The 20,127-nt window shown below is 73.1% G+C and carries 20 protein-coding genes; 13 read left to right on the top strand and 7 right to left on the bottom strand.

The features are described 5' to 3' along the window. Positions 1-8 precede the first annotated feature (8 nt). The 7 genes from OG584_RS30430 to OG584_RS30400 all read left to right on the top strand — a co-directional run bounded on the left by OG584_RS30430 (position 9) and on the right by OG584_RS30400 (position 6,816). Positions 9-722: a maleylpyruvate isomerase family mycothiol-dependent enzyme gene (locus OG584_RS30430; protein WP_405782632.1), complete on the top strand. Its 714-nt coding sequence runs from the start codon at positions 9-11 to the stop codon at positions 720-722. A 73-nt stretch (positions 723-795) separates the two neighbouring features. Continuing rightward, complete coding sequence (locus OG584_RS30425; protein ID WP_405782630.1) at positions 796-1,956, top strand: acyl carrier protein; 1,161 nt, start codon at positions 796-798, stop codon at positions 1,954-1,956. 53 nt (positions 1,957-2,009) lie between these two features. Then, on the top strand, positions 2,010-2,276 hold the full coding sequence (locus tag OG584_RS30420; RefSeq protein ID WP_405782629.1) for an acyl carrier protein: 267 nt from the start codon (positions 2,010-2,012) through the stop codon (positions 2,274-2,276). Further along, a complete protein-coding gene (locus OG584_RS30415) occupies positions 2,273-3,451 on the top strand; it encodes an acyl-CoA dehydrogenase family protein (RefSeq protein WP_405782628.1) in 1,179 nt (392 codons plus the stop codon). The genes OG584_RS30420 and OG584_RS30415 overlap by 4 nt, the downstream gene beginning before the upstream one ends. Further along, positions 3,444-4,577: an acyl-CoA dehydrogenase family protein gene (locus tag OG584_RS30410; RefSeq protein WP_405782627.1), complete on the top strand. Its 1,134-nt coding sequence runs from the start codon at positions 3,444-3,446 to the stop codon at positions 4,575-4,577. Before OG584_RS30415 ends, OG584_RS30410 begins: the two co-directional genes overlap by 8 nt. Beyond that, positions 4,574-5,257: a 4'-phosphopantetheinyl transferase family protein gene (locus OG584_RS30405; RefSeq protein ID WP_405782625.1), complete on the top strand. Its 684-nt coding sequence runs from the start codon at positions 4,574-4,576 to the stop codon at positions 5,255-5,257. The genes OG584_RS30410 and OG584_RS30405 overlap by 4 nt, the downstream gene beginning before the upstream one ends. Continuing rightward, positions 5,254-6,816 carry an AMP-binding protein gene (locus OG584_RS30400; protein WP_405782623.1) on the top strand — a complete coding sequence of 521 codons (1,563 nt, stop codon included), beginning with the start codon at positions 5,254-5,256 and terminating at the stop codon, positions 6,814-6,816. The genes OG584_RS30405 and OG584_RS30400 overlap by 4 nt, the downstream gene beginning before the upstream one ends. Before the next feature lie 22 nt (positions 6,817-6,838). Here OG584_RS30400 and OG584_RS30395 read toward each other — a convergent pair whose 3' ends face one another. Next, entirely contained in the window at positions 6,839-7,804 is a 966-nt protein-coding gene (locus tag OG584_RS30395) for a zinc-binding alcohol dehydrogenase family protein (RefSeq protein WP_405782621.1), read from the bottom strand. Positions 7,805-7,926: 122 nt separating this feature from the next. Here OG584_RS30395 and OG584_RS30390 point away from each other — a divergent pair, with 122 nt between their 5' ends. The 3 genes from OG584_RS30390 (at position 7,927) to OG584_RS30380 (ending at position 12,351) form a co-directional block, all read left to right on the top strand. After that, positions 7,927-8,466 (top strand): MarR family winged helix-turn-helix transcriptional regulator, encoded by a 540-nt coding sequence (locus tag OG584_RS30390; RefSeq protein ID WP_405782619.1) that lies wholly within the window; start codon positions 7,927-7,929, stop codon positions 8,464-8,466. 184 nt (positions 8,467-8,650) lie between these two features. After that, the gene (locus OG584_RS30385; protein ID WP_405782618.1) at positions 8,651-9,778 is read left to right on the top strand and encodes an NADH:flavin oxidoreductase; all 1,128 of its coding nucleotides are present in this window, start codon (positions 8,651-8,653) and stop codon (positions 9,776-9,778) included. 476 nt (positions 9,779-10,254) lie between these two features. Further along, complete coding sequence (locus OG584_RS30380) at positions 10,255-12,351, top strand: prolyl oligopeptidase family serine peptidase (protein ID WP_405782616.1); 2,097 nt, start codon at positions 10,255-10,257, stop codon at positions 12,349-12,351. A gap of 44 nt (positions 12,352-12,395) precedes the next feature. Here OG584_RS30380 and OG584_RS30375 read toward each other — a convergent pair whose 3' ends face one another. Then, on the bottom strand, positions 12,396-13,046 hold the full coding sequence (locus OG584_RS30375; protein ID WP_405782614.1) for a cysteine hydrolase: 651 nt from the start codon (positions 13,044-13,046) through the stop codon (positions 12,396-12,398). A gap of 154 nt (positions 13,047-13,200) precedes the next feature. On the opposite strand from OG584_RS30375, the gene OG584_RS30370 reads away from it, so the two are divergent. Beyond that, complete coding sequence (locus OG584_RS30370; protein ID WP_405782612.1) at positions 13,201-13,662, top strand: pyridoxamine 5'-phosphate oxidase family protein; 462 nt, start codon at positions 13,201-13,203, stop codon at positions 13,660-13,662. 40 nt (positions 13,663-13,702) lie between these two features. Here OG584_RS30370 and OG584_RS30365 read toward each other — a convergent pair whose 3' ends face one another. After that, positions 13,703-15,034, bottom strand: coding sequence for an aminotransferase class I/II-fold pyridoxal phosphate-dependent enzyme (locus OG584_RS30365; RefSeq protein WP_405782611.1), 1,332 nt, complete (start codon positions 15,032-15,034; stop codon positions 13,703-13,705). 35 nt (positions 15,035-15,069) lie between these two features. Here OG584_RS30365 and OG584_RS30360 point away from each other — a divergent pair, with 35 nt between their 5' ends. After that, on the top strand, positions 15,070-15,759 hold the full coding sequence (locus OG584_RS30360; protein WP_405782609.1) for a pyridoxamine 5'-phosphate oxidase family protein: 690 nt from the start codon (positions 15,070-15,072) through the stop codon (positions 15,757-15,759). Positions 15,760-15,824: 65 nt separating this feature from the next. Here the strand turns inward: OG584_RS30360 and OG584_RS30355 are convergent, their stop codons facing one another. From OG584_RS30355 to OG584_RS30345, 3 genes are all read right to left on the bottom strand, one after another. Beyond that, positions 15,825-16,796, bottom strand: a complete 972-nt coding sequence (locus tag OG584_RS30355) for a DMT family transporter (RefSeq protein ID WP_405782607.1) — start codon at positions 16,794-16,796, stop codon at positions 15,825-15,827. Positions 16,797-17,120: 324 nt separating this feature from the next. Continuing rightward, positions 17,121-18,104 carry an EamA family transporter gene (locus tag OG584_RS30350; RefSeq protein WP_405782605.1) on the bottom strand — a complete coding sequence of 328 codons (984 nt, stop codon included), beginning with the start codon at positions 18,102-18,104 and terminating at the stop codon, positions 17,121-17,123. Between the two features lie 49 nt (positions 18,105-18,153). Beyond that, a complete protein-coding gene (locus OG584_RS30345; RefSeq protein WP_405784362.1) occupies positions 18,154-18,708 on the bottom strand; it encodes a Clp protease N-terminal domain-containing protein in 555 nt (184 codons plus the stop codon). A gap of 282 nt (positions 18,709-18,990) precedes the next feature. Between OG584_RS30345 and OG584_RS30340 the strand changes: the two genes are divergently transcribed. Continuing rightward, on the top strand, positions 18,991-19,419 hold the full coding sequence (locus OG584_RS30340) for an SRPBCC family protein (protein ID WP_405782603.1): 429 nt from the start codon (positions 18,991-18,993) through the stop codon (positions 19,417-19,419). Between the two features lie 68 nt (positions 19,420-19,487). Here the strand turns inward: OG584_RS30340 and OG584_RS30335 are convergent, their stop codons facing one another. Beyond that, positions 19,488-20,084, bottom strand: coding sequence for a PadR family transcriptional regulator (locus OG584_RS30335; RefSeq protein ID WP_405782602.1), 597 nt, complete (start codon positions 20,082-20,084; stop codon positions 19,488-19,490). Positions 20,085-20,127 lie beyond the last annotated feature (43 nt).

Below are 20,127 nucleotides of genomic sequence, written 5' to 3'. Positions count from 1 at the left end.
GAGTCCCGTTGAAGGAGATCGCCCCCACCCGGGAGTCGTTCGCGGAGATCGGCGCCGCGACGGACCGGCTGCTGACCGGACTGACCGGGCTCCGCGACGCGGACGTGCACGGGCCGTCCCGGCTCCCCGGGTGGACCCGCGGCCATGTCCTGAGCCATCTGGCACGCCAGGCCCCCGCGCTGGAGCGGCTGCTCGAGTGGGCGAGGACCGGTGTGGAGACACCCCAGTACGCGGACCGCGGGGCCCGGGACGCGGAGATCGCCGCGGGCGCCGGCCGCCCCGCGGCCGTGCAGCTGTCCGACGTCCGGGAACGCGCCGCGCACTTCCAGCACGTGATCGAGACACTGCCCGGCCCGGCGTGGCAGGCGACGGTCAGGCCCTTCACCGGTGAGCTCTGCACCCCGCAGCGGATTCTGGTGATCCGGCTGCGCGAACTCGAACTCCACCACGTGGACCTGGACATCGGCTACGGGTGGCACGACATCCCCGCGTCGGCACGGCACATCATCCTGGCCGACGTCCTCAGTTACTACGCCGAGGCCGGCGGCGTACCGGACTTCACCCTGCGCGACAGCGAGGGCGAGCTGCTCGGTCGGATCGGTGCGGGCGGCCCGGTCGTCACCGGGACGGCAGCGAACGCGCTCGCCTGGCTGGCGGGCCGCTCCGGCGGGACGGGCCTCGGACCGGCTGCCGCGCTTCCCGCGCTCCCGCCCTGGCTCTGAGCGTGGCGGGGGACGGGGGACGGGGACGGGGCCGATGGACCAGGGACCGATGAGGCAAGGAAGGCAAGCGGACATGGCGGACACGGAGACACCGAATGCGGGCACGGCGCGCCCCGGTGAGCCGGAGCACTTCGACATCGGACCGGTCCATACCGGCCTGCTGGACTGCATCCAGGTCAATCTGGCCGTACTGGCGGACCACCACCACGGCGCCGGGACCCATCTGCGGACGGGAGCGGCCCTCGGCTTCCGGACCTGGACGCGGCCCGACGGCCTCCCGACCGTCGAACCCCCTCCGGACGAGCAACTCAGCACCCTGCCGGGCCTCCTCGGGCTGCGCACGGCGCACAGTGAGCGGCTGACGGGGGCGGAGCTGCCGGCGGCGGTCGCCCGGCGCGGTGGAACGCACTACGTCGTCGCGGACTCCTTCCGGCTGCCCTGGCTGCCGTACCACGGGCACGCGCACATGGAGCACAGTTTCCTGCTGGCCGCCGGACCCGACGGGTGGCACGTCACGGACGCCTACCGCAGCGAGACGTCCTGGGGGCCCGCGGTGCCCGGCCGCTGGGTCCTCTCCGACGCCGACCTCGCGGGTATCGGGTCCGCCCGCGCCGTGGAGATCGGCGTGGGAGACCTGCCGCCGCTCGGCACCCTGCCTCCCACACTCACGGCCGACCCGTCGGCGGTACGGGAGTATCTCCGGGCGTACGAGAGCTGGCCGGACCGTGCGCGCGCCGTCGAGCAGCTCACCGTCGAGACCTGGCTGCTGGCCCGCGGCCGCAGACTGCACGCGAAGTACCGCGAGTTCCTCTCCGGCCGGCCGGAGGGGAGCGAGGCCCAGGAGGCACATCTGCGTGCCTGGGACAAGGTCGTCGAGCAGACGTACCTCGCCCACCGCCGGGTCTCGCGCGGCCGTGCCGAACCGCCCCTGCTCGTGGAGCGCCTGCGCGAAGTGCTGGCAGCCGACCTGGAACTGCACGCCGGGCCCGCGCGCGTGGAGCAGGACGAGGCGCTGCGGCGCCGGGTCGCGGCCGTGGCCGGCGCCGTGCTCGGCGTGGCCGACGCCGAACTGCTCGCAGGCGCGCCCTTCGACTCCTTCGCCTCGTTCGGCTCGTTCCGGCTGATCGAGATCATCGAACGCCTCGAGGACGAACTCGGGGCGGAGTTCGCCGCCGCCGACCTCGTTCCGGAGAACCTTCGCCGGGTCGACGACCTGTGCCGCATCGCGCGCTGACCGCGCCCCCGTACGTACCGTCCGCCGCCACGCATCCACGAGAGGCTCCCGCCATGGACTCCCGATTCACCGAACTGCTGCGTCCGTTCCTCAAGAACGCCGGGCCCGACGGGATCGTCATCACCCCGGAAACGGATCTGCGCAGGCTCGGCGTCGATTCGATGCAGGCCATCGAGCTGCTGTTCTCCGTCGAGGACACCTTCGGGATATCCCTGCCGGACGAGGAGCTCAACGACACGACGTTCGCGACCGCCGGCAGCCTCTGGCACGTGATCTCCGCCCAGCTCTCCGACGGGTCGGCCGACGGGACCGGCGCGTGAGCACGGCCCCCGCGGCCCCCGCGCCGCTCGATCTTTCCGTGGCGCTCGCGGAGGTCGCCGCGGTGACCGAGGAGCACGCCGCGCGGACCGACCGGTCGGCGGAGTTTCCCGCCGAGGCTCTCGCAGCGCTGCGCAGCACCGGCCTGCTCGGGCTCCTGGTACCCGCCGCCCACGGCGGCCTCGGGGGCACCGCGGCGGACCTGGTGGCAGCGGCGCAGGCGATCGGGCGCAGCGACATGTCGGTAGGAATGATCTTCGCGATGCACTGCCAGCAGGCCGAGGCCATCGTCAGATACGGAAGCGAGGCGCTCCGCGACGAGCTGCTGCCGGGCATCGCCAAGGGTGAGATCTATCTGGCGTCGGTGACGACCGAGGTCGGCAAGGGCGGTCATCTGCTGAGCGCACAGGCTCAGTTGACCGACAGCGACGGGCTGCTGTCGGTCGACAGGTTCGCACCGGTCGTGACCGGCGGCGGGTACGCCGACGGGTTCCTCATCACAATGCGCAGCCCGGACGCCGTCGCCGGCAACGAAGTGTCCCTGGTGTACGCGCACCGGAGCCAGCTCGACATCGGCGGGCCGGGGGAATGGCAGCCGATGGGCATGCGAGCCAGCCACAGCGGCTCGCTCAGGCTGCGCGGGACCGTCCCGGCCGGCCAAGTGGTAGGCGGACAGGGCGGGTTCCACGAGATCGCCGCCCAGGTCTTCGGCCCGCTGGCCCACCTGGGCTGGTCGGCCGTATGGCTCGGTACGGCGGCCGGGGCCCTCTCCCGTGTTCTGCGCCTGCTGCGCAGCCCGGCGGGGCGTGAGCGCTTCGACCTGACATCGGAGCTGCTGCTCACCCGGATCTCCCGGTCACGGCAGCGCCTGGAGACGGTGCACGCGCTGCTGGTACGGGCTCTCGGGGTGGTGGAGTCGGGGGACGATCTCTCGGTCCCGGCCCGTCAGCTCCTGCTCAACTCGCTGAAGATCACGGCCGCCGATGAGTGCCACGCGGCCGTCGACGACCTGGTCACCGCGCTCGGGCTGCGGCACGGCTATCTGAAGGACTCCCCCACCCGTCTCGAATCCGCCCTGCGGGACCTGCGTTCGGCCGCACTGAACTACAGCAACGACCGGCTTCACCTGGCGGACGGCCGGCTGGCGCTCCGCGACCAGGGGGTGAACTTTGCCTGACACTCCGCACCGGGAGCGGCAGGCCGGTCCCGACTGGGCCGCGCTCGACGCGCTGCCCGCCACGGCGAGCGGCGCCCGGATATGGGCCGCACTCGGCGAGGGCGGCCTGACCGCTCGCGCCTACCGTGGCGGCGCCGTCGGCGCGGGAGCCGACATCGACGGGCTCGGAGGGCTGCTCACCGCCGTGGACGCCCGCTTCTCGGTCGCTGCCACGCTGTCGGTGAGCGTGCAGCTCGCCACCGCGCTGCCCGTCCTCGCGGCGGGCGCCGCACCGGCCGCACGGTCCGCCCTGGAGCGTGCGCTGGCGGGCCGGGCGACGATCGCCCTGGCGGCCACCGACGTGACGGCGGGGACCGACCTCACGGCGCTGCGCACCCAGGTGCGGATCGAGGACGACGCGCTGGAGGTGACCGGCGGGAAGAACTGGATCACCAATGCGACCACCGCCGGCCACCACCTCGTCCTCGCCCGGCACCGGCCGGGCCGGCACTTCACCCACTTCACCTGGGTCCTGGTACCCGCCGACGCGCCGGGCGTGGAGGTGACCGCCGCCGACTCGGCGCTCTTCGCCGATTCAGGCGTCGGCCACATCACATTCGACGGCGTACGGGTCGGGCGGGACCACGTACTGGGCCGGGTCGGCTTCGGGCTCCCGCTCTTCGCCCGCCACATCGGCACCGAGCGGCTCGCCGGAGCGCAGTGGGCCGTGGCCCTGTGCCGCCGCACCCTGCGGGACACCCACCGCCATCTGACGGCCCGCGCGCACGGGGACGGCACCCTCTGGGACCTGGACTCCGTACGCCAGCGCTTCGCGCTCTGCCTGCTGCGCCTGCGCGAACTCCAGGCGCTGGTGGCAGAGTCCGGTGATTCGGTGGTGGCGGCGCACGACGCGACAGCCGCCGCCACCCTCAAGGCAGCCGCCGGCGCCACCGTCAGTGAGGTGCTGGGCGGGTGCGGGCAGCTGTGGGGGGCGGCCGGTTTCACCACCGGTGGGATCCAGGAAGTACGGGCCCAGGCGGCGCTGTTCGGCATCGGCGGCGGTGCGAATGAGGTCGTCCTCGACGTGCTGGCGGATGCCGCCGGGACCCTGCTGGCGGAGCCCGCGCTGCCGGACGTACTGCGGTGACCGCCCTGTTCCAGGTCGCGGACCGGGTCTGGGTGGCCGAGACGGCCGCCGCCGGGGTGAGGCCGAGCGCCCACCGGGGTGATCTGCGCGCGGCCGCCCGCCTGCCCGAGTGGCGCACCGTTGAATTCCTCGCCGGGCGGGGCCTGTTGCGGGAGCTGCTCGCCGCTGTCCACCCGGTTGCCGCCGGGGCCGGCGTCACCGCGGACACGCGCGGGAAACCCGGGCTGGCCGGACTGCCCGACGTGGGTGTCAGTGTTTCGCACAGCGGGGGCTCGGTCGCCGCAGGCGTCGCCGTGGGACGGGCTGTCGGGGTGGATCTCCAGCACCCCGCGGGCTGCGTTCCGGCTTCGCTGGCCCGCCGGATACTGCACGGGCACGCCGACCGGGTCGCCGCGCTGTCCCCGGAGCGCACGGCCGAGGAGGTCGCCTGGGTGTGGACCGTCCAGGAGGCGTGTGTGAAGGCCAGCGGCGCTGGCCTCGCCGGCCGCCCCTGGGCCATCGAGGTGCGGCCGGGCTCCCGGTCGGGCCGCTGGGGGGCGTACCGCTGGATCAGCCTTCGCGACCGGTCGCGCACCCCGTTCAGCTGCGCGTACTCGGCGTACTCCGCACCATCCGCACCTCCCGCGTGCGGCACCGAAGTGGCAGGCAGGACCCCGACACCCGAGAAGGACAGACCGTGAGCATCTCCGTCCGACGGCACACCCTCGACGACTGGTTCGCGGCCTCGGCGGCCGTCCACGGCGACCGTACGGCGCTGGAGACCGGCGACACCCGGCTGACGTACACCGAACTCTCCGGTCTCGCGGACCACTTGGCATCGGCGCTCGTCCGCCTGCGGGACGGCACACCCCCACGCAGAGTGGGGCTGCTGGCCGGGCGCACGGTCGTCGCCTACGCGGGGTATCTCGCCATCCAGCGCATCGGCGCCGCCGCCGTGCCTCTCGGCCCGGCGTTTCCCGCCGAACGCAACGCCGGGATCGCACGGCAGGCGTCGCTGGACGCGGTCCTGAGCGACGGGACCGCCGGCCATGCGGGGCGGCCGGGCCCCCCGGTGATCGAGATGACGGAGGGTGAACTGCTCTCCCATGTCCACGCACCGGCGCCCGCGCCGCCCCGTCGCGGGCCGGCGCCCGATGACCTCGCCTACATCATGTTCACCTCGGGGTCGACCGGTGTGCCCAAGGGCGTCCCGATCCAGCAGCGGAACATCTGCGCCTATCTCACGCACGCCGTCCCGCACCGCGCGGCGTCTCCCGGCGACCGGTTCTCCCAGACGTTCGACCTGACCTTCGATCCGTCGGTCTTCGACATGTACACCGCGTGGGGAAGCGGTGCCACCCTGGTCGTGCCGAGCCGCGACGATCTCCTGTCGCCCGTCCGCTTCGTCAACACGCGTGCCATCACGCACTGGAACTCCGTGCCGTCCGTCATCTCACTGGCGAAGCGGCTGCGCGCGCTCGGCCCCGGCAGCATGCCGACCGTGCGGGCGAGCGTGTTCTGCGGGGAGCCGCTCACGCTCCAGCAGGCGCAGGCGTGGCGACAGGCCGCGCCCGGCAGTTCACTGGAGAACGCGTACGGCCCGACCGAACTCACCGTCACCTGCACCGCGTACCGGCTGCCCGCCGACCCGGCGCACTGGCCGTCCCCCGCCAACGGCACGGTGCCCATCGGCACTCTGAACCCCCGCATGGAACACCGGCTCTTCGGGAGCGAACTGTTCGTGCGCGGCCCACAGCGCTTCCCCGGCTATCTGGACCCCGCCGACAATGCCGGCCGGTTCCTCGAAGCCGACGGCGCCCCGTACGATCCGGCGGCCGCGCTGACCGACGCGCACTGGTACCGGACCGGCGACCGGGTGAGCCTCCTGCCGCCCGACGAGCTCGCCGGCTCCCGCGAACTGCCGCTGGTGCACATCGGACGCGGCGACCAGCAGGTCCAGGTGCACGGATACCGGGTCGAGCTGGGCGAGGTCGAAGCGGCGCTGCGCGCTCAGCCCGGAGTGAGCGAGGCGGCCGTCGTCCCACTGGCGACCCGGGCGGGCACCGAGATCGCCGCCGCATACACCGGAGCACCGGGCAGCGAGAACGATCTCCGCGTGGCGCTCCGCGGCCGCCTCCCCGCGTATATGGTGCCGGCCGTGCTCACGCACCTGGACGACCTGCCGCTCAACGGCAACGGCAAGGTCGACCGGAGGGCGCTCGGTACCGTGCTCGGGGCGGGGTCCGGGGCACGGAGGTGAGGGCGTCCGGCTGCCCGCCGCGTCAGTGCGGGGCCGGGGTGAGCACGATGCGCCGGCCCGGTTCGGCGTGGGCGGCCCAGGCCTGCTCGACCTGGGCCAGCGGCACCGGATGCGCGTCGGCCGTGAGGGTGCCCGCCGCGAGTTCGGCGATCAGGGACGGCAGTTCGGCGACGATTCCCGCGGCGGTCACGGAACCCTGGCCGCTGCCCATGATCCGCAGATTGGCCGCGCGCAGCACGTAGGAGGGCAGGGTGATGTCCTGCCCGGCCGTGGAACCGATCTGGATCCAGTCCAGCGGAGCGCTGCGCTCGGCGCGCCGGGTGACGAGGGCGGGGATCGCCAGTGCGCTGGGGGCGCCCCAGGTGTAGTCGATCACTACGTCGACGTCGGCGGCGGCCGTGCCCAGCCGGTCCGCGGCCGCTGCCGGGTCTCCGGTCAGAGCGACCACGTCGGTGGCACCGAGGCCGGTGAGCAGGTCCAGGCGCCGCCGGTCCCGCCCGGCGGCGACGATGCGGGCGGCGCCGAGGTGGCGGGCGATCTGCACGGCCATCCGCCCCGCGTTGCCGGTCGCACCGAGGACCAGCACGCTCTGCCCGCGCCGGAACGGGACCCGGCGGCGCAGCGCAACCCACGAGGACATCGCGGGGTTCATCGCTGCCGCGATGACCACAGGGTCGGCGTGCTCCGGCAGCGGGACTGCGCGGCGCGGGTCGACCAGGGCCTGTTCGGCCATCGTGCCCGGCACGTCGTCACCCGCCACGAAGTACACACACCGCCCGTCGGGATGTCTGCCCACCCCGTCGACGCCGGGGATCAGGGGCAGCTGTGCGTCGCTCGTGTAGTGCGTGCCGTTGGCGCCGGAGCGGACCCTGGGGTGCAGGCCGGCGGCCAGGACGTCCAGCAGGTCGTGCCCGGCGGTCTCCTTCGGGGTGGCGAACTCCTCGTAGCGGGGCGGACGGTCGAACGAACGGACGACAGCGGCGTGCATGACGGCTCCCTGGTCGCACGGAGGGCGTCGGCCCTGCCTCCCTGCGGGTGTAGTACGTGACTTAGTACGTGACCAAAACCAAATTAATTTGGGTCACGTACTATGTCAACTATGGTGAGGTCATGACCGACGACGCCGGCGCCACGCGCGCCGCAGCCCCATCTGCCCCCGCCCACCCCGGCGCCCCTGCCGCAGACCCGCGCCGGGTGCCGGACGGCAGCGGGACCGGCAGCGCACCCGAGGCCGGTGACCTGGGAATCGTCGACAGCCTGGTCCAGCTGTCGTTCCTCGTTCAGGGCGTGCTGGCGAGCGTGGCGGCCGAACGCGGGCTGTCGGTCATTCAGCTGCGCCTGCTGGGTGTGCTGCGCGACCGCAAGCCCGGTATGCAGGAGCTCGCCCGGCACCTGGGACTGGACAAATCCAGCATGACCGGCCTGGTCGACCGGGCGGAGCGCCGTGACCTGGTGCGCCGCGCCGCCGCACCCCACGACGGACGCGCCGTGCAGGTGTCGCTGACGGAACAGGGTCACGAACTGGCCCGTGCGACGACGGCCGACGCCGGCCGGCGGATCCTCGCCCTCACCTCGGACCTCGACGACGCTCAGCGCGTCCGGCTGTCCCTGCTGGCGAGCGCGCTCGTGAGCGGCCGCACCACGATCTGACGCGGCGGCAGCGCCGGCCCGCCCCACCGCGGCCCGCCCGCCCCCACCGGCGGCCGCGTCGCGAGCGGCAGGGCGTATCCGGGGTCACACCGGACGGACGGAATCAACGGAGACGGTCCCCGGTTGACCCCGACGGCACAGAAGTGCCCATTCCTGCCAGCTGTTTTCCCGAGGAGCCTGCCAAGTGACCTCCACCGCTTCCGCCGACCGTGCGGCCCGGATCCTTTCCCGGCCCGTCGTCCTGAACGGTCTGACCGTTCCGAACCGCATCGCGATGGCGCCCATGACCCGGCAGTTCTCCCCGGGCGGCATACCGGGTGAGGACGTGGTGTCGTACTACGCGCGCCGGGCCGCGGCCGGTGTCGGCCTGATCGTGACCGAAGGCACCTACGTGGATCACGCGTCCGCCGGGGACAGCGACCGGGTCCCGCGCTTCCACGGCGAGGAGCAGCTGGCGGGCTGGGCGAAGGTAGCCGACGCCGTGCATGCGGCCGGCGGCACGATCGTGCCGCAGCTGTGGCACATCGGCATGGCCCGCGCCGCCGGGAGCCCCCCGTTCGCCGACGCGCCTGCCATGGGCCCGTCCGGCCTCCGCCTCCCGGAAGGCACCGGGGACCACGGCAAAGCCATGACACAGCAGGACCTCGACGACGTGATCAGCGCGTTCGCGGAGGCCGCGGCCGCGGCCGAGCGCATCGGCTTCGACGGGGTCGAACTCCACGGCGCCCACGGCTATCTCATCGACCAGTTCCTGTGGCAGGGGACCAACCGGCGGACCGACGGGTACGGCGGTGACCCGGTGGCCCGCACCAGGTTCGCCACGGAGATCGTGGCCGCGGTGCGCGCCGCGGTCTCTCCTTCGTTCCCGGTGATCTTCCGCTTCTCGCAGTGGAAGATGCAGGACTACGACACGAAGCTCGCCGGGACCCCCGAGGAGCTGGAAGCCCTCCTGACCCCGCTGGCCACCGCCGGGGTGGATGCCTTTCACGCCTCCACGCGCCGTTACTGGCTCCCGGAGTTCGAAGACTCGGACCTCAACCTCGCGGGCTGGACGAAGAAGCTCACGGGCAAGCCGGTCATCACGGTCGGTTCGGTCGGCCTGGACGACGACTTCATCGGCGCCTTCCGCGGCGAGGGCTCACAGGTCAAGGGCATCGACAATCTCCTCGACCGGCTGGAGCGCGACGAGTTCGACATGGTCGCGGTGGGCCGTGCGCTGCTCCACGACCCCCAGTGGGCCGCCAAGGTGCTGGGCCGGCGGTTCGAAGAGCTGGCCGCCTACGACCCCGCGGCCCTGAAGACCCTCAGCTGACCCGTCCCCCGCAGGGCAGCCGGCCCGCGCCGCTGCCGGCGGTGACACCGTGAGGGCCACGCACCCGCAGCTTCCATGGCGATGCGGGTGAGTGGCCCTCGCGGCCTGCGATAATGCCTCAGCTCATTATCGCGGCCCTTCGGCCCGGTTCACCCCGCCGTCGCGGCCCACCGCCCGCACAGGGGCCCGCCGGACAGCGCGCGGCACACGGGCCGGGCGCACGGTCGCGAAGGTGACCGCCTGCCGTCCGGGCAGCAGGCATCCGCCGGCCGTCCCGTCCGACGCGGGGGCGCGGGCCATCACGTACGACCAGGACCGCCGGCCTCGACGGTCCCCGACGCTTCCCCTCCCACGCCCGGTCGTGAGGCGGCGGGGCGCTGCGGATCCGGTGGATTCCCGCCGGGCCGCCTCGGGGCGAGAGGACGACGGTCCTTCTGTGTTCCCCGACCGGTGACCCCTACGGAAAACATGGAGCCATGGACATCAACGGATTCCCCCGCCAGTTCGCCAGGACCCGCCGGTTCGCACTGGGTACGCCAGGGCAGTTCACCGTCTCACCGGACGGCGAGCGCGTGCTGTTCGTACGCTCCGCTTCCGGTACCGACGCACGCGGCCTGCTGTGGGTGTACGAGGACGGACAGGAGCGCCTTCTGGCAGCTCATCCGGCGCCCTCGCGGGGGGTGACCGCGTACGCGGCCGACCGGGACGTACGGGTCGTCGCCTACGCCGTGGACGGAGAGCTCTGGTCCGTCCGCACCGGATCCCCCGATGAGCACCACCCCGGCGCCGCACCGGGCCACGGTGCGCCCGATGCCGCTGCGCCTCGCCGGATCCCCACCGCGGGCCCGGTCACAGACCCCCGCCCCTCGCCCGACGGCGCCCTGATCGCGTACGTCACCGGCGGCGCCCTGCACGTGGTGCGGACCGACGGCACCGGTGACAGGCCGCTCGCGGCACCCGAGGAAGCCGATGTGACCTACGGTCTCGCCGACCACTGCGCGCAGGAATCCATCGGCAGGTCGCGGGGGTACTGGTGGTCCCCGGACAGCGACGCGCTGCTCGTCGCCCGGGTGGACACCTCGATGGTCCGGCGGCGCTACATCGCCGACCTCGCCGACCCGGAGAGGCCGCCCGCAGTCATCCGCTATCCGGCGGCCGGCACACCCAACGCCGAGACCGAGCTGCTGCTGATCACGGTCGGGGGAGACCGCACCCCCGTACCGCTCCCCCGCTCGGCCCCCGAGGACCAGGCGCCGCGCGGCACGTGGAACGCCCCAGCCTTCGAGTACCTCGTCTCCGCGTCATGGGGGAGCGCGGGGCCCGTCGCCGTTCTCCAGACACGGGACCAGCGCACGGCGTGGGTCGTCGCCATCGACCCCGCGGGCCGTGGGTACGAGCGGCTGGCCCGGATGTCCGACGAGAAGTGGGTGGCGTTCCAGCCCGGCACACCGCTGCACACTTCCGCGGGCGTTCCGGTCCTGCCGACCGTGTGCGGTGATGTGCGCGGGATCCGGATAGGCGAGGCCACCAGCCCCGACGGGCTGTACGTCCGTGAAGTGCTGGGTTCGGTGGACGGGCGGGTCCTGTTCACGGCGAGCGGGGAACCCACGGAGACCCACGTCTGGTCGTACGAGGAGGGACCGGGCTTCGTCAGGCTGACGCGGGCCCCCGGTGTGCACACGGCGGCGGCCGGGGGCCGCACACTCGTCATCGACAGCAGGACCGGGGACGGCCAGTCCGTGACCGTCCGCCGGGCCGGCCGGCCCGACGGGCGGATCGCGGTACTCACCGAGGAGCCCCTCGTCGCCCCGGCGCCGGTCCATCTCCGGCTCGGAGCAAGGGAGTTGCGCAGCCGCCTGCATCTGCCCTCGTGGTACGAGCCGGGCCAGGAGCGGTTGCCGGTACTGCTCAGCCCGTACGCCGGGCCGGGCATGCAGATCGTGAACAGGGCGCGCGGCTGGTACACCGCCGTCTGCCAGTGGTACGCCGAACAGGGCTTCGCCGTGCTGGCCGCGGACGGGCGCGGCACCCCCGGCCGGGGCATCGCCTGGGAGCAGGCCGTAGCCGGCGACCGCCTCGGGCCCGTGCTCGACGATCAGGTCGACGCACTGCACGCGGCAGCGGAGCGGTACGACGCCCTGGATCTGGGGCGGGTGGCGATCCGGGGCTGGTCGTTCAGCGGCTATCTCGCGGCGGGGGCCGTACTGCACCGCCCCGACGTGTTCCACGCGGCGGTCGCGGGCGCGGCGCCGACCGACCGGCGGCTGTACGACAGTTACTGGGAGGAGCGCTACCTGGGCCACCCGGATGTCCAGCCCGAGGGGTACGAGCTGTCCTCGCTGCTCCCGCACGCGCACCGGCTCTCCCGGCCGCTGATGCTGGTGCACGGGCTGGCCGACGGCAATGTGGCGCCCGCCCACACGCTGCGCCTGTCGGCCGCACTGCTGGCAGCGGGCCGTCCGCACACCGTCCTGCCGCTGCCCGGTGCCGGACACCGCGTCGACGCCGAGGGCGTGGCGGACCGGCTTCTGCTGCTGGAACTCGACTTCCTCGAGCGGGCACTGGCGCGGTGAGCGCGCGGGCCGGCGGATGCGCCCGGCGGGGCTGAGCGGACCTGTCAGTCCCCGGTCGGCGTTTCGGACGTCTTCCAGGCGGCGATGACGGCGTCCGTCGTGGTGATCGTCGCGACGAGTGCGAGGGTGTTGCGGACCATCGCGGGTGTGTAGTCGGCGGGCACCCCCGCGATGGCGTCCGACGGCACCACCACCGTGTAGCCGAGGTTGACCGCGTCGAAGACAGCGTTGGGGATGGCGACATTCGCCGAAACCCCGGCGACGACCAGTGTGCGGCAGCCCAGGTTGCGCAACAGCGCGTCGACATCCGTACCCGCGATGGGTGACAGGCCGTGGAGTCTCCGTACGACGAGGTCCCCGTCCGCCACCTCGACCGGCGCGGCGATCCGGACCGCAGCCGAGCCCGGGTGCTGCTGCACGGGCAGGCGTCCGGCCGCCCTGAAGAGCCGGGCGTTCCGGTTGGCGCCGCGCCCGTCGGGGCGCCGTTCCGCCACCGCGTGCAGCACCTGTACCCCTGCCAGGTGCGCGCAGGCGACCAGCCGGGCGACGCACCGCAGCGCGCCCGACGACCGTGCCTCCGCGGCCAGTTCGGGCAGGGCGCTCTCCCGGCCGACCACACCCTCCTGGCATTCGACGGTGAGCAGGGCAGCCCTGGCGGGATCGAGCTGCTGCGCGAGCTGTTCGGACGTCGGCATGGGCCCACACCTCTCATGGAGCCGGCCGTCTGGCCGGGCCGGGCGCGCGAGGCTAACGCCCATTGCGTCATGAAGGAAGACACCCCATGATTCCTGACACCCAGTCAGGACACTGAGACGGAACGCCGGACCGGCAAGCAGAGGAGACGCCCCGATGACCGACACCCAGCGCCGCGGCCGAAGGATCATGATGACGGACGCGGAGCGCGACGGTTTCCTCGGCGAGCAGCGCACCTGCCGGGTCGCCACCGTCTCGCGCGACGGCCGGCCGCACGTCGGCGCCCTCTGGTTCCTGTGGGACGGCTCGTCGCTCTGGCTGTACTCACTGACCCGCAGCCGCCGCTGGGCCCAGCTGTCCGCGGACCCGCGCCTGGCCGTGGTGGTCGACGACGGCGAGGAGTACGGCGAACTGCGCGGCGTGGAACTGTCGGGCACCGCCGTCATGGTCGGCGAGGCACCCCGTACGGGCGAGCCCTGCCCCGAACTCGAAGCACCGGAGAAGCTGTTCGCGCGGAAGAACTTCGGAATGGACGTCATGCCGTACGACGGGCGGCACGCCTGGCTGCGGCTGACCCCGGACGCCGTGGTGTCCTGGGACTTCCGCAAACTGGGCTGACTGCGGGCCCCGTCGGACCAGGTACGGGCAGCGGGGCCGGTCAGTCGTAGCGTCTGCCGGGCAGGGTTCCCACCGCCGACGCGACGGCGTCGGCGACGGGGACGATGTCCTCGGCGCCGAGCGTGGAGACCGTGACGCGTACACCGGGCGGCGCCGCCATCCGGAAGCGGGCCCCGGGGGCGACCGCCCAACCGGAGTGCAGCAGCCGTGCGACCGCCCCGGTCTCGTCCGGCACGGGCACCCACACGTTCATCCCGTTGCTGCCGTGCGCCTCGATGCCCCGCTCGCGCAGCGCCCGCACCAGCGACTCCCGGCGCCGCCCGTACGAGAGGGAGACCTCACGGACGTCGACGGCCCCCGAGGTCCACAGCTGGACGACCGCGCGCTGGAGCAGATGACTGACCCAGCCGGGGCCGAGCCGCTGGCGGCCCAGCACCCGGTCGACGGTGACCGGGTCACCGGTCAGCACCGCGAGACGCAGGTCGGGCCCGTACGCCTTCGAAGTGGACCGCACGAGAGCCCAGTTGTCCGTGGCCGCGGCCAGCGGGCTCAGCGGCAGGTCGACGATGCCGTGACCGTGGTCGTCCTCGATGAGCAGGACGCCGGGCACGTCCCGCAGGACGGCCCGCAGCGCCCGAGCGCGCGGCGGACTCACCACCGCGCCCGTGGGGTTCTGGGCGCGGGCGGTGACCACCAGAGCGCGGGCACCCTCCCGCAGCACCCGCTGCACCTCCCCCGGCAGCGGCCCCTCGTCGTCGAGCCCCATCGGCACCGCGCGCAGCCCCAGCGCGGGCACGAGGTCCAGCAGGGCGCCCCAGCCCGGATCCTCGATGGCGACGGAGTCGCCCGGCCTGAGGTGTGCGGCCAGTACCCGCTCGATCCCGTCGAGAGATCCCGAGACCACGGCGACCGGCCCGTCCGGCACACCGTCGGCCGCCAGAGCCGCCCGCGCGAACCGTTCGAGCTCGGGGTCGACACCCGCCTGCCCGTACAGCACGGCCCGCTCGTCGTTGCGCGCGGCTGCGACCGCCAGCGCATCGGCCAGCGGCGGCAGCAGAGCGCGGTCCGGATTGCCGGAAGCCAGGTCCCGCACACCGGCCGGGACGTCGGCCCTGACGGACCCACGGGCCGTACTGGCCGGCCGGGGCCGCACCCTGCTCCCCCGGCGCCCCGCCGTCGCGATCACACCACGGTCGCGGAGCATGCGGTACGCGGAGCCGACGGTATTCGGATTGACCCCCAGCTGGACCGCCAACTCCCGCATCGGAGGCAGCAGTTGCCCCGGGGAGAGCACGCCGGAACCGACCGCCCGCTCCACGCTCGCGGCAATGTCCGTTGCACGGCGCCCTTCGATCCCATATTCTCCTAGCACAAACGACACTATGCACTAATGCAATGGAGAAAGCAATGTCCGAGACCTCTCCCGCCGCTGCCCGGCAGCCGGCCGCGCCCTACGAGCCGACCCCGCGGACCGAGCCCACCCGGGCGCGGGAGCGCGCCTCGTACGACCGCGAGCTGGTGCACTCGGTGCTCGACGAGGGGTACGTCTGCCATCTCGGATTCGTCCGCGACGGCGCGCCCGTCGTGCTGCCGACGCTGTACGCCCGGATCGGCGAGCGCCTCTACATCCACGGCTCGACGGGCTCCCGCCCCCTGCGGGCAGCAGGGGAGACGGACCCCGGCATCCCCGTCTGCCTGACGGTCACCCATGTCGACGGACTGGTCCTCGCCCGGTCGGCCTTCCACCACTCGATCAACTACCGCTCGGTGGTGGTGCACGGCACAGCCCGTCAGGTCACCGGCGCCGACGAGCGGCGCACCGCGCTCGACGCGATAGTCGAACACGTCGTGCCGGGCCGGTCGCACGACTCCCGCCCGGCCAGCCCCAAGGAACTGGCGGCGACCGCCGTGGTGCGTCTGGAACTCGAAGAGGTGTCCGCCAAGGTCCGTACCGGCGGCCCCAGCGACGATCCCGAGGACCTCGCCCTGCCCTACTGGTCGGGTGTCGTACCGCTGACCCGCGGATACGGCGCGCCGGTCGCATCGGACGATCTCGACCCGGCCGTCGCCCTGCCCGGATACCTCGCGGAACTCTGAGGCAGCGGGACCGGGCGCCGGCGGCCGGTGGAGGGACGGGAGCGGTTCCGCGCTCTTCGGCCCGCTCAGACCGGTACCGGCCGGCGTCGGGCAGCCGCAGCCCGCAGCTCCCCGTACACGAGACCGATGACGGCCGCGAGCAGCAGAAGCGTCCCGAGGACCGTGGCCGTGGTGAGCCGCTCGCCGAGCAGTACGACGGCGATGACCGCGGCGCTCACCGGTTCGAGCAGCATGATCACCGAGACCGTGGCGGAACGGACCACCGCGGCGCCCGCGAAGTACAGGACGTAGGCGAGCGCCGTGGGCACCAGGGCCACATAGGTCAGCAGGCCCACCACCCAGGCCAGGTGAACGGTGTGCGGCAGGAGCCCCTCGACCGCGGCGAAGGGCAGCAGGCAGACGGTGCCGACGGCGAGGGACCAGGCAGTCGTCGACAGCGGGTCACCCCCGCCGTCCCGGCCGAGCCACCGGGTCAGCAGCGTCATCGCCGCGTATCCGGCGGCGGAGACCAGCGCCCAGCCGATGCCCGCGGGGCGCACCGCGCCCCCGCCGCTGCCGAACACGAGCACCACGAGGCCAACCGGAGCCCCGGCGACGGCGGCGATCCCGCCCGCGCCCAGCCGCTCCCCCATGGCCAGCCGGGCGCCGACCGCGATGAGTACCGGCCCGGCGCCGAGAGTGACGACGGTGGCCACCGCGAGGCCGGTGAGCTGGACGGCGGCGAAGTAGGCGGCCTGGAAGACCGTGAACGCGACGCCGGTGGCAGCGATCCGCAGCGCCCGGCGTGCGCGTGGCTCGGCGGGGCGGCCCTCGCGGCGCGGGCGGCGCACGGCCTGCGCGGCGAGCAGCAGCACGAGGCCGCCGGCGCAGCGCCAGAAGGTGAGGGAGACAGGGCCCAGATCACTGGCCAGGTAGAGCAGCGAGGCCGCGGCACCGGCGGTGCCCCATGCGGCGCCGGCTACGGCCAGCTGGACGAGACTCCGGCGGACGGACAGCCCGGCGGCAGGGTTCGGCGCATACGTCACGTGCTTCTCCATGAGGAAGACAGGGAAGGGTGGTCGCTGAACTCCGTGCGCGGGCAGCGACGAGCCGCTCGGGAACATCCCGAGCCCGGTCTCCGTCAGGGGGTGCGGCCGCCCGCGTTACGCAGCGGGGGGCGGCAGTACGGTGAGATGCATGCCCGGAGTCTACGGGCAGTCCTGCAGCCCCTGTTCATCGGCGCACGGCCCGGATGCGGTGCGCCGCAAGGCGGAGGGACATTCGCCGGCTGGATGCGCCCGGGAGTTCCGGCAGCGCGGCGAGACACAGCGGCTGTCCCGTCGTGCGCCCGCCCGGGGAAGGGACCGCCCTTGCGCCACTCGTCAGGTCGCGGTCCGTCCGGCGGGCAGCTCTGCCGCGACGGGCGGAGTCGCGCCCGCCACCGGGCCGGACGGCGGCTTCGGCGCCGACGACTGGGCGACGAACGCGCCGAACAGCACGACAGCTCCGCCCGCGATCTGCGGTGCGGAGAGGTGCTCCCCGAGAAGCACCCAGGCGAGCACGGTCGCGATGACCGCTTCGAGACAGGCGACCACCCCGGCCACCTGCGGGGAGAGCCTGCGGACCGAGACCACCCCGAAGACGTACGCGACGACGGTGGCGATCAGCACGATCCAGCCGAGCAGCAGCCAGGCGGGTACCTGTGTCCCGTTCATCTCCGCCTGGCCCGCGAGCAGCGACCAGTCCATCCGCCATGGCCGTGCGACGACCGTCAGCAGGGCGGTCCCGACGAGCAGCCCGTACGCGATGACACCCAGCGGGTCGGGACGGTCGGCGCCGTCGCCGCCGCCGTGGTCGGCCAGGACGAAGTAGCCGACCTGGCAGCAGGCGGCGCCCAGCGCGAGCAGCAGGCCGAAAGCGTCGAAGCTGAGCCCGGACCAGACCTCGACCACGCAGGCGAGACCCCCGGCGGCGAGCACGACGCCGACCGCCGCCGCACGCGTCACCGCCCTGCGCTGCACGAACCGGACCCAGCACAGCACGAGCGCGGGGGCGAGGTACTCGATCAGCAGGGCTACACCGACGGGGATACGGGAGAGTGCCGCGAAGTAGCAGGCCTGGACGCCCGCGACGGCGAACAGCCCGAAGCCGAGGAGCAGCGCGGGTCTGCGCCGTACGAGGCCGCGGTGCCGCCAGGCGACGGGCAGCATCACCAGGGCGGCGCCGGCCACCCTCAGCCAGACCACGTGCAGCGGGTCGAGCCCCGCCTCGATCAGCGGCTTGGCCGCGACCCCTGATCCACCGAACGCGAAGGCCGACACCAGGGCGAGTCCCAGGCCGACGCTCTTCACCCGAGACGCATGCATCGGCACATCATGACAGGTGGCGTCAGGGGCTTCACCACCGACGGGCCTGTCAGGTACCGGCCTCCAGACGCCTCGCGAGGAGCTCCGCGTCGGCCCCTGCGCGGCCGAGCACCTCCACCGCGCGGCATTCACGGTCGCGTGCGAGTGCTGCCAGCAGGTCGAGCCCGCTCGCCCTGCGGTTCCCGCGCTGCACCGCTCGTTCCAGAGCGCCTTCCATGGCCGTGACCGCGGCGGGCGACCAGCCGGCCACGCCGGACTCGGTCACCACCGGCACGGCCCCCGAGTCCTCCACCGAGCCCTGCCAGCGCAGTCCGTAGCCGATGCTCCGCTGGACGAGATAACCGAGCACCTTGGCGACCTGAGGACCGTCGCCGAAGGCCGCCCGCACCTCAGGATCCGTCTCGATCACCGAGTGGAGCAGATGGGCCGTGTCGATCTGGCGGTCGCCGTCGCGCAATGCACGCCGGCGCGCGCCCGCCACGACCGTCGCCAGCTCCACGGTGAGCCTGGCTTCGATGTCCGCACGCGACGGGGCGGGCCGGCCGTCCGGCTGGGTAGGGCTTCGCACATCTCCCAGCTCATCAGCCACGCACGCCCGGAACATCCCCGGCGGGGAGCATTTACCCGTCCGACGGAAGGTGGGCACACCCGGCCGGGTCCTCCTCCTTACGGATGAGACGGTGATTGCACCCGAAACGGGCACACCCTCCTGCACGCGCTCCCCCGGGCAACCATCGCCCACCCTCCGCACGCGGCCGGGCACCCCGGCTCCCACCGACTGCCGGAATGCGGGCCGCACGCGACCTGACGGTTCATCAGTATTGAATGTTCACGGTCCAGGAGCTACGTTCCGCGACGTCACAACCCGACGAGAAGGGGTGGTCGCATGGCCGAAGTCAGCGCCGAGGCTCGGATCGCAGCACCGGCCGAGAAGGTCTGGTCCCAGCTGACCGACTTCAGCGCGTACGGCGAGTGGAACGCGACCCACACCAGCTTCCCCGAGGGCGGCCCCGCCACGCTCGCCGTAGGAGCCACCTTCGAGGAGAACATGAAGCTCATGGGCTTCCCCGCGGAGGTGAACTGGACGGTCGACGAGCTCACTCCGGGAGCCCTCCTGATCACCCGCGGCAAGGGCCCCATGGGGGTCAGCCTCGCGATGCGCTATTCGCTCACCCCGGACGGCGATGCCACCGTGGCCCGCATCGACGGGGAGTTCACGGGTGCAGCCGTGTCACTGATGGCCGGCAAGCTCAAGGACTCGGCGACCGCCGCACTCCAGGAGTCCCTGCGCAGACTCGCCGGCCTGGTGGCCTGAAGGTTCCTGGTACGGCGGCGGCGCCCCCAACGGATATCCGTTGGGGGCGCCGCCGCCGTACCAGGACCTCAGTCCTCGTCGGCCAGGATGAGATAGAGCTTCTTCCGGGCCTCGCCGATCGTGGCGACCGCCTTCTTCCGCTGGTCCGGCGTACCGGTCCGCCACACCTGGCTGAACGCTTCCATCAGACCGAAGCCGGCCTGCCGGATCTCGTTCATCGTCTCCCAGTCCCCGCCCCGCCCGGCTTCCTCCCAAGGGGCGTCAGGCCCCTCGTCGGCGGCCGTACGGCCCGGTTCGGTGAGCGTGAACAGCTTCTTGCCGCCTTCACTCTGGCTGACGATCAAGCCCTCGTCCTCCAGGAGCTGGAGGGTCGGGTAGACGGAGCCGGGGCTGGGACTCCAGGCCCCACCGCTGCGCTCACCGATCTCCTGGATCATTTCGTAGCCGTGCATCGGGCGATCCTTGAGCAGCGCCAGGATCGACGCGCGTACGTCGCCGCGGCGCGCCCTCCCCCGTGGTCCGCCTCTGCCGCCGCGCCCGCCGAACGGGCCGCCGAACGGAGGGCCGAACGAGCCGAATGCACCCCGACGCTCCTCGAAGTCTCCCCCGCCGGGCCGCCCCGGGCCGCCATGTCCTCGTCCGTGTCCATATCCATGGGTGCGCATCGCACTCACTTCCTTCCATCGTTGATCTGTCGCGATGCGTCAA

The organism is Streptomyces sp. NBC_00859, from assembly GCF_045161865.1.
In the GTDB taxonomy this organism is placed as follows: domain Bacteria; phylum Actinomycetota; class Actinomycetes; order Streptomycetales; family Streptomycetaceae; genus Streptomyces.
Note: the sequence above shows the minus strand (reverse complement) of the source record. Positions and strands in the feature narration are given on the sequence as shown.